The organism is Collinsella sp. SGI.178, assembly GCF_050313495.1.
Classification (GTDB): Bacteria; Actinomycetota; Coriobacteriia; order Coriobacteriales; family Coriobacteriaceae; genus Collinsella.
On the sequence record NZ_JBNPLM010000024.1, the window covers coordinates 1 to 13,559 of the forward strand.

Here is a 13,559-nt window from a genome sequence, read left to right on the forward strand (position 1 = left end):
CTATTTTTTGACTTTGACCTTTTGTATGGTGCAGTGTCCAATGCCCGTAAGACGGACGATCTGTTTAATCGAAAAGCCCTCGCTCTTCAAAGTACGAATGCAGGCATCGCGCGCCCCCTTTGGCAAAGCCTTAAGGTGATGAGGCTCGTACGGCTTAAGAAGCGCCTGCGCAAACTCCAGCGCATCTGTGTCGCTCACATGAGCGCCGTCACGGAAGCAATAGCGATTGGGCTCACCCGAGGTGCTGAAGGCAAAAAATCTCTGAGAGTCACCGAGCAACCCGAGAACGCAATCCGTTTTGCAGATACCCGGATATCCCATATACTCGCGAAAGCTGCTCCATCGATACAGCGAAGCGGTCCCAATCCTCGCCTTCGCGGGATTGTCGTGAATGTATCTCACGCAGTTGAGCAGCTGATCATCATCGAGGATCGGCACACTCTTAAATCGATCCTGGAAAACAGGCCCCTTCCTGCCTGTCTTTGAGTTGAAATACATGGCATACGCCGTCGTAATCGAATGCATGCAATCGCTCAGATGAACATGCTCGTCGTCAAGCAGAAGATGAATATGGTTATCCATAAGGCACCACGCGATGACATCCACGTTAAACTTCTGGCATTTCGAAGCAATCAGCCGAATCAGATAGAGCCGATCTTCGTCATCCTCAAATATGAGTTGGTCGGCACATCCCTTTTGGACGACATGGTAAAAACCATATACAGAGATTTCTCGCGCAGTCCGAGTCATACGCATCCCCTCCTCTACAGATGACAATTACGTTACCCGAGCCAGAGTAGAAAAAAACGTACTGGGAGCTATAAATCGCGATGTTCGGCGAACGGTAGGTAGTAGCTAAAAAAGCCCCGTCCCAAATTAGCTACTTTTGGGCAAAAAGAAAGCCGGGCGGCCGCGGAAAAACGCGACTGCCCGGCGAAATACTTGAGGGTAGCTAAAAAAGCCCCGTCCCAAATGAGCTACTAGAGGAGGTCCAGGGAGAGCTGGGGAGCATCGCCCCAGAGCTTTTCGAGGCGGTAGAACTCACGCACCTCGGGAGTGAAGACGTGGACGACAACCGAACCGTAGTCCATGAGCATCCAGGTCTTCTGCTCGCGGCCCTCAATGGAAAACGGGTGCTCGCCGCAAGCCTCGGCGACTTTCTCCTCAATCTCGTCGACGATGGAATCAACCTGGCGGTTGTTGGTGCCGGTAGCAAGGACAAAGTAGTCGCAAACATCGGAAAGCTCAGTCAGATCGAGCACCTGAACGTCCTCGCCTTTCTTGTCGTAGGCGGCCTGCGCGGCAGCGCGGGCGACATCCTCGGCGGCGACACCGCTGGCGGAGAGCGTCGCGGCAGTGCGGTCGGACGTGGCCACAAAACTCTTGTGCTCCGCACCTTCAAGAATCTGCTCGTCGGTCATGGTCTCATCGGCCATGGAATACCTCTTTCTAGACGCACCCGAGCTAGCGCAGCTGGGCGTAATGGTTGTAAATCGTAATAGCCGTGGGATAAAGATAGCGCCCGGACTGGATCACATAGACCAGACCCTGCGCAAAACAGGAGAAGAACAACTCGTCGAGCGAGGACTTCCCCACCATCTTGCGCAGCGCATGGGCATAATCGCCGTGGCGGTTGGGTTCGATGGCATCGGCCACAAAGACCACCATATCGAGTGGCGTCATGTCGCAAGCGCCCACGGTGTGACGGTCGACAGCCTGAAAGACCGCCGGCGACAGCTCGGGAAAAAGCTGCGGAAGCTCATAGGCGGCAACCGGGCCATGCAAAAGCGGCGTCGCGGCAGACGGAGAGCCGGCAATCTTAATGCCATAATGCAGAGCGCGCGTGACCAGCTCGTCGTCGGAGAGCACTTTGTCCCAGTCATGGATCAGGCCAGCGGCAGCGGCATCAAAGCGGTCGACACCGTATACCTCGGCTAGGTGCAGTGCCGTCTCGGCAACCCCGAGCGAATGCACGTAGCGCTTACGCTTATCCTTCATGCGCACATCGAGCAACTCGTGGATACGCGTCAAGAGAGCGCGCTCGTCGCCCTCAAACTGATCTTCTACCGACAACGTTTTCCCCCGTCAATCAAAATCGTCTTGCCCAAGATCGGCATACAGGCCTCGTTTACGGATATAGCCGAGCACGGACTCGCTCGTAAGATAGCGCACGCTCATGCCGCGGGCAACCCGCTTGCGAATGTTGGTCGAGCTAATCGCCAGCGCCGGAATCTGAATATAGCGCACATCGAATGGCAGCCCCGATTCCTTAATCCTCGCCCGGGCCGTATCGATGTCAAAGCCGGGACGTGTCGCAGCGATAAAGGTTGCCAGTTCGGCAATCTCGTGAGCATTGTGCCAGGTCACAATATCGATAATCGCATCGGCACCCGTAATAAAGTAAAGCTTCACCTGTGGCGGGTAAAACTCGCGAAGGGCACGCAGCGTATCGGCTGTATAGGTGACACCGGCACGATCGATCTCGAAGCGGCTTGCCAAAAAGGCCGGGTTCGCGGCAGTCGCGAGGACCGTCATGGCATAACGGTCCTCGGCAGGCGTCACCGGTTTGTCGAGTTTAAAGGCAGGAGAGCCGGCCGGCATAAAGAGCACGGCGTCCAAGTCGAGCGACTCGCGAGCCTGCTCGGCGGTAACCAAGTGCCCGTAATGAATCGGGTCAAAGGTGCCGCCCATAATGCCAAGCCGAAACTCGTGCCCATCCTTGATGGGCAGCTCAGGCAATCCGATTCCACCGCGCAGCGACATGGCTTACTCGCCCTCCGGGGTCTCAATAACGTCGACTTCGGTAGCGCCTTCGGAGCCATCGGCGACATGAGCCGCGTCCGCATCCTCGGCCGCTACGTCAATAACCTCAACGCCAGCATCCTCGAGCTCGTCCTCGAACTCCGAGAAGTCCTCGGCGCCCTCAAAGTCAAAGGCGCGCTGGCAAATGCGAACCTCGTCGCCCGCACGGCAGCCGGCCTTCTCGAGCGCGTCGTCGACACCCATGCGCGCAAACTTATGCTGCAGGTAGATGACAGCTTCCTCGTTTTCCCAGTCGGTTTGGATAACCATGCGCTCGATCGCGCGACCAACCACGCGGAAAGCACCCGGCTCTTCCTCAACAATGCGGAAGCGCTTCTCGCGCTGCAGACGGCGACGCTCCCACTCCTCATCGCGCAAATCGACCGGCTCATCAGAGACCGCAAGCTCCGCGCGGAGCTTAGCCACCTGCTCGCCCACGGCAAGCATCAGGGTGTTGAGGCCGGCACCCGTAACGGCGGAAACGGCAAAAAACATGTGGCCGTCGTCGAGCGCCGCACGCTTAAGGTCGGCAATCTTGTCGGCCGTACCCGGCGCATCGCACTTGTTGGCGACGACGATCTGCGGGCGCTCCGAGAGCTCGGCACCATACTGCTCGAGCTCACGGTTAATGATGCGATAGTCCTCAACCGGGTCGCGATCCTCAAAACCGCCCGTCATATCGACAACGTGCATGATCAAAGCAGTGCGCTCAATATGGCGCAGGAACTGGTGACCCAGGCCCTTGCCTTCACTCGCACCCTCGATGAGACCCGGTACGTCGGCAACGACATAGGAGTACTCACCGGCACGCACCATGCCCAAGTTGGGCACAAGCGTGGTAAACGGGTAGTCGGCGATCTTAGGACGGGCGGCACTCATACGCGCGATGAGCGAGGACTTGCCCACCGAGGGAAAGCCCACGAGCGCGGCATCGGCCATAAGTTTCATCTCGAGCTCGATCCAGTGCTCCTCGGCAGGCTCACCCAGCTGGGCAAACGCGGGCGCGCGGCGCACCGACGTCACAAAGTGGGTGTTGCCCAGACCGCCGGCCCCACCGGGCGCCACGACAACGCGCTCGCCGTCGTGCACCAGGTCGGCAATCTCGAACATCGGGGTCTGCGTCTCGGGATCGAGCTCGCGGACTACGGTGCCCATGGGAACTTTCAAAATCAGGTCCTCGCCGCTCTTGCCATTGCGACGGGCACCCTGGCCGTGCGTTCCGCGCTCGGCACGGAAGTGATGCTTAAAGCGGTAATCGATCAGCGAAGACAGCTGAGCATCGGCCTGGATGACGACATTGCCGCCACGGCCGCCGTCGCCGCCATCGGGGCCGCCCTTGGGAACAAATGCCTCGCGCCTAAACGACATGCATCCGGCTCCGCCGTCGCCGCCGCAAACGTTAATGCGGCTGATATCGGTGAACTGTGACAACAGAATCGCCTCCTACAAAAAAGAGGGAGACCCTTGAATCCTAAAACTCAAGTGCCTCCCACATATGTGCTCTATGAAGGGTGAATTACGCGTTCGCGAGCGGGCGTACGCTGACCCTGTGCTTGATACCCTTGTGGAACTCAACGGTACCGTCGACCAGCGCGAACAGCGTGTCGTCCTTGCCACGGCCAACGTTCGCACCCGGGTGGATGTGCGTGCCATGCTGACGGACGAGAATCGTGCCCGTGGTTACCGTCTGGCCGGCGAAGCGCTTCGTGCCAAGGCGCTGACCGCGGGAGTCACGGCCATTACGGGAGGAACCGAGTCCTTTTTTGTGTGCCATTGTGTATACCTACTCTTTCGTTACGAGTGTAATCTACTCGGCGACGGGAGCCTCGGCAACAGCCTCAGCCTCTGCCTTGACAGCCTTCTTGGCGCGGGAGGTAGCCTGAACCTTCACGATCTTCAGCTTGGTGAGCTGCTGACGGTGACCCTTCAGACGACGATAGCGCTTACGCTTGTGGAACTTGAAGACCAGCTGCTTCTCGCCCTTGAACTGCTCAACGATCTGAGCGGTAACCTTGGCCTTGGCCAGCTTGTCGGGATCGGTGACGATCTTCTTACCATCGTTGAGGAAGATGACCGGCAGGGTGACCTTGTCGCCCTCATTGCCCTCGATCTTCTCGACGGTGATGACATCGTCGGTGGCGACCTTGTACTGCTTGCCGCCCGTGTTAACGATTGCGTACATGTTTACTTGCCCTTCATGCATCAGTTAGTGCAACAGCCGAATATAGTAGCAGGCGATAATATCCCCGTCAACGAGTATGTGGAGCAAATCCACAAGTTCGCACAGGTATGGGGCTGACGAGTCGGCCCTCGTCGTCTTCGCATGCTTGATTCTGACGCTCGACATCGTAGGAGCAGATGGTCACGAGGTCTTGCATACCGGTGGAAACAATAGGTGCATCGACGCCCGGGGTCAAGCCCTGCAAGAAAACATCAGCAGCAGAAAGCAAAATTTCCGGACGCATGGAGCCCTCGTTGTCGGCATGGGTGTCGAGTATGAGCACCAGATGGTCCGGGCGCTCCCCCGCCTTAAGCTCGTAGCCCACGAGCGTATGGTCCAAGTCCAGGCGCTTGCTCTTTTTACCGCGCGCATAATCGATGCCGTGGGCCGCACGCAACGTGTCAATCGCGGCGCGCACCTCATCGGCGCTCACGGGTGACTCAGGGTCCAGGTGCAGGTCGATGCGGTACGACAGGCGCGTGAGCTGCGCCGTCAGCGCCGGCGTGCGCACGTCGATGTAGGCGGCCTCGATGGGCGCCAAATCGGCCGGAGATGCCGCGGCCAGTCGCCCAAAGGCCTCGTCGAGCGCGACGAACTCGGTCATAAACAGGTCATACCACTCGCAGGTCGACGACGTGCCCACGGGCAGCGCCGACGAAAAGCCCACGCGCATGTGCGGAGAGAAGCCCTGCGTCACAGCATAGGGCAGCCCCGCGCGACGCACGATACGCTCAATGGTATGGATTAGTTCCAAATGGCCCAGGTACTTGAGACGATCGCGCTTGCCGTAGCGAACGCGAAGCCTAAAGAGCGTGGGGTTGTCGGTCAAGCGCTCACTCATGCGCGATCACCCACCAATACGTTCTTGGCGTGGAGCGTGGGGCAGATTCCGCAGCCGGTGCACGACGTGCGGGTGCAGTCGGGCGTCGTGACACCCTCCAGCGAGCGACGGTATTCGCGCTCGAGGAAGCCGCGCGAGCAACCGGGGCTCACGTGCTCCCAGGGCAGGTGCCAGTCCAGCTCGTAGGGCAGGTGCACGAGCTCGTTGAGGTCGATGCCGTTTTTGGCCGCGGCCTCCTTCCAGTTATCGAGCGAGAAATGCTCCACCCAGGCGTCAAAACGCGAACCGGCACGCCAGGCATCGATGATGACAGGCGTCATGTCGCGGCCTGCACGAGACAGCGCCGCCTCGATAAGCGAGGTCTCGGCATCGTGGTAGTGCACGCGGACCGCACGGTTGCGAACGCTCGTAATGAGGAGCTTCTGACGGCGTTTGACATCGTCGTAATCGAGCTGCGGGCACCACTGGAAAGGCGTGGCGGCCTTGGGGATAAACACCGACACCGAGATGGACACCGAGATGGAGCCGCGGCGCGCCTTGGGTACCACGGAGCGGCCGAGCTCGAGCACATGGTCGGCCAGGTTGGCGATGGCCACGATATCCTCATCGCGCTCACCGGGAAGACCCATCATAAAGTAGAGCTTCATGCGGTTCCAGCCGGCCTCGAAGGCCGCCTTGGCCGCGCGGTCCACGTCCTCCTCGGTCACGTTCTTGTTGATGATGTCGCGCATGCGCTGGCTACCGGCCTCGGGGGCAAACGTCAGACCGCCCTTCTTTTCTCCGGCGACCGACTCAGCCATATCCACGCCAAACGAATCCAGGCGCTGCGAGGGAATGGACACGCGAATGCCCGTATCTTCCAGGCGGCGGTTAAGGCGACCGAGCACATCGCGGATGCAGGAGTGATCGGTGGTCGAAAGCGACGTAAGCGACACCTCGTCATAGCCGGTCTTTTCCAGGCCCTGGATCACCGAGGACACGATCTGGTCGGCCGAGCGCTCGCGCACCGGGCGATACGTCATGCCGGCCTGGCAAAAACGGCAACCGCGAGCGCAGCCGCGCAGGATCTCGATAGACAGGCGATCGTGAACGAGCTGCGCATAGGGCACGCACGACTGCGACAATGGATTGGTAGCGCCAAAGTCCTCGACGACGCGCTTGTAGACCACCGGCGGGACGTCCTTACCCTCACGCGGCACGGTGTAGCCGTGCGGTGAGCAGGGTTCGTCATAGCGCACCTCGTACAGCGACGGCACGTAGGTACCGGAGACGGTCGCGAGCCGCTCGACAATCTGGGCGCGCGGGACGCCCTCGTCACGCAGGCGGCGATGCAACTGGCAGATCTCGAGCAGCGACTCCTCACCCTCGCCAATCAGGATGGCATCGAAGAAGGCCGCATACGGCTCGGGGTTATAAACCGAAGGTCCGCCGGCGACGACGATGGGATCGTCCTCGGTGCGGTCAGCAGCCAGCAGCGGAATGCCGGCGAGGTCGAGCGCCTCGAGAAAGTTTGTCACGGCCATCTCGTGCGGCACATGCATACCGACGATATCAAACGAGGCCACGGGCGCTGCGCCCTCGAGCGACAGCAGCGGGATACCGGCCTCGCGCATGGCATCGCCCATATCGGGCCACGGCACATAACCGCGCTCACAGGAGATGCCCTCGGCCTGGTTAAGGATGTTGTACAGGATGGCGATACCCTGGTTGGGCAGGCCGACCTCGTACACGTCCGGGTAAATCATGCAGCAACGATAGTCGGCATCGGCCTTGGAGAGCGTACCCCACTCGTGGTCGATATAGCGACTCGGCTTTTCGACCTTCGCGAGCAGCGGCTCAATCAAATGAAAACAGTCTTGGTATGGAACGCGCAAAAGAAACCCCTAAGCAGCGAGATCGGATGCATCCTCAAAAGGATTCATGGGACGGGTAGCGCCGGCAACCGTGGTCACCAGGTCGCGGACGCGCGAGAACGTGGCGGCAACCACCTCGTTGGCACGGCTGTAGTCGATATCGCGCTCGTAGAGAGACACGAGCGCACGACCCATGCCATAGGTGCCGACGGCGGCGGAGAGTGCCTTGACGGCAAAGCCGATATGCGGCGTCTGCTTTACCAGGGCACGAGTGACAGCGCGCATTACCAAGCCGCCGGCAAGCACGCCCGCGACCTCGTAGCCGCGCTCGGGCTTAATGCCGCGTCCAAAGATGGCCGCAAGCTCAAAGAGCATGCCAACCTGCGCCAGCGCCATAACGGGATAATCGGCCCCCGGCAAAAACACCAGCGCGCCCGTCGCCATATTGGTAAGCGCGCACGAGGTGATGATGCGGTTGGCGGCGGCGATGCGCATAAAGGCAAAGTTCGCCGCAAAGGCCGTCTCCTTTTCCGTACGGTCCAGGATCCAGCGGGCGAGTGTCTCGAGCAGATACGTCTTATCGGTGGCCGCTACCACGCCGAGCATGGGCGTGGAATCCTGGATAAAAGGCACCTCGACAGCGGACTCGGCCAGCACGCACACGGGCGCGCCGGCAATGACGAGCTCCTGTACAGCACTCTCAAGGCGCTCAGATCCGCACGAAAGCACCAGCACCACGTCGGTATCGGTCTTGGGGACGATACGCTCCTCCCCCAGACGCTCAACGCGGACAATACCCGAAGTCGTCTGCGGCACAAAGGCATCGCGCACCGTCTCGACCAAAAAACGCGAGGCAGTCGAATCCAGGTAGACCGAAACGCGCACCGGCGTATCGGAATCCCTCTTGGTGGTCGCGCCCATTTTAAAAGCGCGGGTCAGCTTTTCCACGGGAATCTTCATGGCAAACCCCTCCAGCGGTTACGCGGCGCCCGAACGATGCCGCCATATGGATTGTACGATACCCACCGTCAGCAACTGGATCATCATCGACGATGAACCGAAGCTAATGAACGGCAGCGGAATACCGGTAATCGGCATCATGCCAATGCACATGCCGATGTTCTCGAACGTCTGAAATGCCCACATGCCTACAATACCCACGCATGACAAGCGTAGAAACAGAGACTCGCACTTAAAGGCGACGCGAATCGTCGAGAAGATGAGCAGTACGTACAGGCACAGCAACAAAAAGGAACCGCAGAAGCCGAACGTCTCTGACAAAAAGGCGAAGACGAAGTCGGTATGGAACTCGGGCAGGAAGCCGCCGGCCGACTGCGTCGCATGCCCCAGGCCCTTACCAAAGAAACCGCCCGAGCCGACCGCGATCAACGACTGCTGCAGGTTATACGCATCGTCCGAATCGGCGTTGTCGGGGTCGATAAAGACCGTCAGACGATTCATCTGGTACTGCTTAATGAGCACATCATGACCGAGCAGCGAATCGAAGACCGAATCGAGCGCCAGGACGAGCGCCACCAAACCCACGAGCAGAGCCAAAGTCGACAGCACCCATTCGCGGCGCGCACCGCTCATGCAGATGACGATGGCGCCCGACACCAGCACGACCAGACCCGAGCCCAAATCGCCCATGGCGACGACGGCCAAAAACGGAACGGACAGCATGCCGCAGAGCTTAATGTAGTCGCGAGCGGTATCGATGCGCCCGTTGTACTGCGAGCCAAGCGTGGCCATAAAGAAGATGGTGATGAGCTTGGCAAGCTCAACGGGCTGGAATGTTAAACCGATACCGGGAATCTTGATCCAACCCGTCATTCCCAAGCCGCCCGTGTAGGACAGGCCCGGAATCTTAGGCGAGAAGATTACGATGAGATCGATGACGAGCAGGGCCGTCGAAAAGTTGGAAATGCCGCGCAGGTCGGTGCGCCAGACGAGCACCGCCAGCACCGCGCCAATACCGATACCCAGCAGGTGACGCGAGAACGAGGCATCGGCTTTAAACTGCGAGGCGGACCAGATAATAATGGCGCCATAGGTGACGAGCGCCACAGTCGCCAACAGCACGCCGACGTGCACCTTTTGGCGAAACGTTCCGCGCGATGCGGAAATCTGCTTGTTGACGCGGTCCAGGCTGCTGCGAGAGCCGGTTTTGGTTGAGCGGAACAGGTCCGCCGGCGAAAAGTCCATCGCAACCTCCTATCGAACCGAGGAATCGCCCGTGGCCGTCGACGTGTCGGGCTCGTCATAAATCGCACCGAGGACATCGCGCACAACGTGCAGGGCGGTATCGGAGCCGCCACCGCCCTGTTCCAAGACAGTGGCGATCACGTACTTGGGGTCATCGGCCGGCGCGTAGGCGCAAAACCACGCGTAATCGTCCTCGCCGCTCTTCTCGCCCGTGCCGGACTTGCCGTAGACCGTAGGGGTCAGGGAGTTAAAGTGCGCGGCGGTCGAAGTCGACGCCGAGTAAATCACATCGTGCATGCCGTTGCGGACCAGCGCAAGATCGGCATCGTTGTTAATTTGGGCCTCAAGGCGCTTCTTTTTACCCTTGCCGTTGTACTTGTAGGCATCGCCGTCGCCATCACGCGAGACAGCAGATAAGAACACATGCGGCACATACTGTTTGCCGCCGTTGGCAATACCCATGTAGGCGCAGGCCATCTGCAGCGGTGTCACCAGAATGTCGCCCTGGCCGATGGCGATGTTGGTCATATCGCCGGCATTCCACTTGCGGTCCTCGGCCGAGGCGTCGGTAAAGTACGACTCTTTCCACTCGGCATCGGGAATGCGGCCCGCGCCCTCACTCGGCAGGTCGATGCCGCAGGTCTTGCCCAGGCCCCAACGGCGAAAGACCTCTTGCAGGCCTTCGGGATGCTGGTCGTTGTAGAAAAAGGCCTTGCCCATATCGTAGAACACGGGGTCGCAGGAGTTGGCGATACCGGACTGCAGCGTCATCGTGCCGTGGCCGGAGTGCAGCCAGCAGTACTTTCCCCAAGATTTGCCCAAGCCGGTCCAATATCCCGTGCAGTTGGTCGTTTGACTCGAAGTGTACGTGCCAAATTCGAGGCCAGCCAACGCCGAGAGGGGTTTGATGGTCGAGGCGGACATGTACTGGCCGCTAATGGCGCGGTTGAGCAGCGGATGCGAGCCCTCGTCATCGTTAAGCTCGGTCCACACGTCATTGGAAACGCCGCCGATAAAGACAGAAGGATCAAACTTGGGTTCGCTTGCCATGCCCAAGATCTCGCCGTTGTTGGGGTCAAGGCACACCACGGCACCGTTGCCGGCATTGCTATGGCCCGTAGTCTTGGCAAGCTCAATGGCATTCGCCAGAGCCGTCTCGCAGGCCTGTTGAATCTTAAGATCGAGCGTAAGCTTAATGTCAGAACCGGCCTTGGCGGGAACGGCGCCGGCTTGACCGGTAACGTTACCCGAGGCGTCAACTTTCACGGTCTGCTCACCGCGAATGCCCTGCAGCAGATTTTCGTAGTAAATCTCTACGCCCGCCTGACCCACAATATCGCCCGATTGATACGAGATCTGGCCAGCCGCGCTTTCGTTGCCGTCCGACGACTTCTTGTTCTGCGCCTCGAGCTGCTCGGAGGTAATGGTACCGGTATAGCCCAAAATATGGCAGGCGGTCTCGCCATACGGGTACTGGCGCTCGGTACGCTCGGCGATCTTCACGCCGGGAAACTCACCGGCGTGCTCCTGAATGTAGGCGACGGTAGAGCGGCGCACGTCAGTCGCGATCGTATGCAGGCTCTGCGCGCCCTCGGAATTGTCCTGGATGTTGCGCAGCACCGCGACATACGGCATGCCGAGCACGTTGGCAAGATGACGCACCAGTACCTTGTCGTCGGCAAGATCGCGATAGGCGACGACGGCGAGCGAGGGGCGGTTTTGCACCAGTGCGACGCCGTTGCGGTCCAAGATGCGGCCACGCACGGCAGGCGTGGTAACGGTACGGGTCTGATTGCTCTTGGCCTGCTTGTCGTAGTAGTCCGACGAGACCATCTGCATGCCCCACAGCTTAACGGCAAGCGCGGCAAACATGGCACCCACACCCGTGGTGAGGATGGAAAAACGGCCCTTGAAGGCCGTAGCGGCCGTATTGCCCTCGCCCTCGGTGGCGCGCGGGGCCGTTCCGTGCTGTGTGTCGTAGGTGAAGCGGGAGTCACCGCGGCGCATGATGACCAGCGCGACCACAATGGCCACGACCAGCGCGATACCGGCGACAACAACCGTCAACTGGGAAGACATCTATAGGCCTCCCCTATTTGAGCTTACGGGTCTTGGGCTTAAAGCGCATGCCCGTCTGACGCCCACCGCGCGCGGAGAACCCATAGCCAGACTGCGGAGCGGCGCCGGACATCAAAAACGGAATGGCAATCAAGCCCGTCAGGATCGAGGACGGCAGAGCGTGCCCAAAGATGGCCACCACAAAGCTCGTCTCCAGACCCATAAACAGCAAGATGATGCTGTAGACCACGTTGATGGCAAGCGCAAAGGCGCCCACGGTAATGCCGCGCGCGCCCGGCGAGCCGCCCGTCTGACCAGCCGCGCTGTGCACCAAAGCAAAACTGCCCACGGTCAGCAGCAGCGACATAACGCCCACCGGCACGGCGGCGGAAAGGTCGTAAAACAGACCGCTGCAAAAGCCGCACACGACGGCACGCGTAGGGTCGCCCGAAAACACGGCCAGGCACACCAAAATAATCATAAAGTTGACGCGACCGCCCGCGATGGAGATTTGCGGTGCCAGTCCCGCCTGCAGCAGCACGCAGACGAAAGCGGCGATTGCAAAGACACGGGAGCCAGTCCCCTGCTCGTGTAGATCCATGGACATGCCTCCCTATTCGCTCGATCCAGAATCGGACGCTTCGGCCGTGTCGGAATCATCATCCGATTTCTCGTCCTTAGACTGAGTCGCGGCATCGCGCGACGAGCCCTGCGGGGTACTATTGGCCGAGCTCACGTCCTCGTCCGAAGCCGACTGCTCGTCGGTGAGCGAGGTGATGACGAGCACTTCCTCGTTATTTTCGGCCGTGGTCTGCGCACGCACCACAATGGTGTAGTACACGTCGTTAGCCGACTTCTCGACCGAAGACACGGTGCCAAGCGGCAGTCCCTTGGGGAACACGCCACCGATGCCCGAGGTCACGATGATATCGCCAACCTTAACATCGGAGTCGACGCTCACGTACTCAAGACGCAACGTGCCATCGGGCTGGCCCTGTAGCATGCCTTGTGCGCGCGTGTCCTGCACCATGGCGGACACACCAGAGTTCTCGTCGCCAATCAGGCGCACGGTCGATGTCTTGGCCGAAACCTCGATAATCTGGCCGATGACGCCGGCCGAGCTCGTCACGGGCATGTTGATGGTAAGCCCGTCGGCAGAACCCTTATCGATGGTGACGGTCGACGTCCAGGCGTCACCCGAGGCTCCGACAATACGAGCCGCAGTGGACTTGAGGTTATAGGTCGACTGCAGGCCCACAAGACCCTCAAGGCGCTCAGCGGTCTTTTGGGCCTCGGAAAGCTCCGCGACCTTGGAAGTGAGGACCTCGTTTTGCTTCTTAAGGTCGTCGAGCGACTCCTGCGAAGCGGTGAGGTTGGAGAACACGTTGCCGATGGCATTGAATGGCGCCGCCACCGCCGAGCCAACAAAACGCACCGGAGAGGTGATTGTCGTGACGCCCGAACGCACGGCATGTATCGGCCCGGCCTCGCCCTCTCGAATGTAAAACGTGAGCAGCAACACAGAAATCAGGCTGAAAACAATCAACGGGCGCATACCCGTTGATTGTCGTTTGGTATT

The 13,559-nt window shown here is 59.8% G+C and carries 14 protein-coding genes; all 14 read right to left on the reverse strand.

The window, feature by feature from the left end; genetic code table 11:
• The 14 genes from ACQRAQ_RS07185 to mreC all read right to left on the reverse strand — a co-directional run bounded on the left by ACQRAQ_RS07185 (position 1) and on the right by mreC (position 13,535).
• On the reverse strand, positions 1-750 hold the full coding sequence (locus tag ACQRAQ_RS07185; protein WP_427794394.1) for a transposase: 750 nt from the start codon (positions 748-750) through the stop codon (positions 1-3).
• A gap of 230 nt (positions 751-980) precedes the next feature.
• Positions 981-1,436, reverse strand: coding sequence for a ribosome silencing factor (rsfS, locus tag ACQRAQ_RS07190; RefSeq protein WP_427794395.1), 456 nt, complete (start codon positions 1,434-1,436; stop codon positions 981-983).
• A gap of 28 nt (positions 1,437-1,464) precedes the next feature.
• Positions 1,465-1,998, reverse strand: coding sequence for a bis(5'-nucleosyl)-tetraphosphatase (symmetrical) YqeK (gene yqeK / locus ACQRAQ_RS07195; RefSeq protein ID WP_427718844.1), 534 nt, complete (start codon positions 1,996-1,998; stop codon positions 1,465-1,467).
• An 87-nt stretch (positions 1,999-2,085) separates the two neighbouring features.
• Positions 2,086-2,763, reverse strand: coding sequence for a nicotinate-nucleotide adenylyltransferase (nadD, locus tag ACQRAQ_RS07200; RefSeq protein WP_427794396.1), 678 nt, complete (start codon positions 2,761-2,763; stop codon positions 2,086-2,088).
• 3 nt (positions 2,764-2,766) lie between these two features.
• Positions 2,767-4,233, reverse strand: a complete 1,467-nt coding sequence (obgE, locus tag ACQRAQ_RS07205) for a GTPase ObgE (RefSeq protein ID WP_427794397.1) — start codon at positions 4,231-4,233, stop codon at positions 2,767-2,769.
• Positions 4,234-4,318: 85 nt separating this feature from the next.
• Complete coding sequence (rpmA, locus tag ACQRAQ_RS07210) at positions 4,319-4,576, reverse strand: 50S ribosomal protein L27 (protein WP_154516202.1); 258 nt, start codon at positions 4,574-4,576, stop codon at positions 4,319-4,321.
• A gap of 33 nt (positions 4,577-4,609) precedes the next feature.
• Complete coding sequence (rplU, locus tag ACQRAQ_RS07215) at positions 4,610-4,984, reverse strand: 50S ribosomal protein L21 (RefSeq protein WP_035138585.1); 375 nt, start codon at positions 4,982-4,984, stop codon at positions 4,610-4,612.
• 67 nt (positions 4,985-5,051) lie between these two features.
• Complete coding sequence (locus ACQRAQ_RS07220; RefSeq protein WP_427794398.1) at positions 5,052-5,864, reverse strand: TIGR03936 family radical SAM-associated protein; 813 nt, start codon at positions 5,862-5,864, stop codon at positions 5,052-5,054.
• The gene (locus tag ACQRAQ_RS07225; protein WP_427748094.1) at positions 5,861-7,738 is read right to left on the reverse strand and encodes a TIGR03960 family B12-binding radical SAM protein; all 1,878 of its coding nucleotides are present in this window, start codon (positions 7,736-7,738) and stop codon (positions 5,861-5,863) included. The genes ACQRAQ_RS07220 and ACQRAQ_RS07225 overlap by 4 nt, the downstream gene beginning before the upstream one ends.
• 9 nt (positions 7,739-7,747) lie before the next feature.
• Positions 7,748-8,677 (reverse strand): YcjF family protein, encoded by a 930-nt coding sequence (locus ACQRAQ_RS07230; RefSeq protein ID WP_427794399.1) that lies wholly within the window; start codon positions 8,675-8,677, stop codon positions 7,748-7,750.
• An 18-nt stretch (positions 8,678-8,695) separates the two neighbouring features.
• Positions 8,696-9,922: an FtsW/RodA/SpoVE family cell cycle protein gene (locus tag ACQRAQ_RS07235; protein WP_154516190.1), complete on the reverse strand. Its 1,227-nt coding sequence runs from the start codon at positions 9,920-9,922 to the stop codon at positions 8,696-8,698.
• A gap of 9 nt (positions 9,923-9,931) precedes the next feature.
• The gene (gene mrdA, locus ACQRAQ_RS07240; protein WP_154516187.1) at positions 9,932-12,001 is read right to left on the reverse strand and encodes a penicillin-binding protein 2; all 2,070 of its coding nucleotides are present in this window, start codon (positions 11,999-12,001) and stop codon (positions 9,932-9,934) included.
• 13 nt (positions 12,002-12,014) lie between these two features.
• Complete coding sequence (locus tag ACQRAQ_RS07245; RefSeq protein WP_427794400.1) at positions 12,015-12,581, reverse strand: hypothetical protein; 567 nt, start codon at positions 12,579-12,581, stop codon at positions 12,015-12,017.
• Between the two features lie 12 nt (positions 12,582-12,593).
• The gene (gene mreC, locus ACQRAQ_RS07250; RefSeq protein ID WP_427718710.1) at positions 12,594-13,535 is read right to left on the reverse strand and encodes a rod shape-determining protein MreC; all 942 of its coding nucleotides are present in this window, start codon (positions 13,533-13,535) and stop codon (positions 12,594-12,596) included.
• Positions 13,536-13,559 lie beyond the last annotated feature (24 nt).

Excerpts from the sequence above, each read along its gene's own strand:
- ACQRAQ_RS07185 (WP_427794394.1), bottom strand. The coding sequence starts at position 750 with ATGACTCGGACTGCGCGAGAAATCTCTGTATATGGTTTTTACCATGTC.
- rsfS (WP_427794395.1), bottom strand. The coding sequence starts at position 1,436 with ATGGCCGATGAGACCATGACCGACGAGCAGATTCTTGAAGGTGCGGAG.
- yqeK (WP_427718844.1), bottom strand. The coding sequence starts at position 1,998 with ATGAAGGATAAGCGTAAGCGCTACGTGCATTCGCTCGGGGTTGCCGAG.
- nadD (WP_427794396.1), bottom strand. The coding sequence starts at position 2,763 with ATGTCGCTGCGCGGTGGAATCGGATTGCCTGAGCTGCCCATCAAGGAT.
- rpmA (WP_154516202.1), bottom strand. The coding sequence starts at position 4,576 with ATGGCACACAAAAAAGGACTCGGTTCCTCCCGTAATGGCCGTGACTCC.
- rplU (WP_035138585.1), bottom strand. The coding sequence starts at position 4,984 with ATGTACGCAATCGTTAACACGGGCGGCAAGCAGTACAAGGTCGCCACC.
- ACQRAQ_RS07220 (WP_427794398.1), bottom strand. The coding sequence starts at position 5,864 with ATGAGTGAGCGCTTGACCGACAACCCCACGCTCTTTAGGCTTCGCGTT.
- ACQRAQ_RS07230 (WP_427794399.1), bottom strand. The coding sequence starts at position 8,677 with ATGAAGATTCCCGTGGAAAAGCTGACCCGCGCTTTTAAAATGGGCGCG.
- ACQRAQ_RS07235 (WP_154516190.1), bottom strand. The coding sequence starts at position 9,922 with ATGGACTTTTCGCCGGCGGACCTGTTCCGCTCAACCAAAACCGGCTCT.
- mrdA (WP_154516187.1), bottom strand. The coding sequence starts at position 12,001 with ATGTCTTCCCAGTTGACGGTTGTTGTCGCCGGTATCGCGCTGGTCGTG.
- ACQRAQ_RS07245 (WP_427794400.1), bottom strand. The coding sequence starts at position 12,581 with ATGGATCTACACGAGCAGGGGACTGGCTCCCGTGTCTTTGCAATCGCC.
- mreC (WP_427718710.1), bottom strand. The coding sequence starts at position 13,535 with ATGCGCCCGTTGATTGTTTTCAGCCTGATTTCTGTGTTGCTGCTCACG.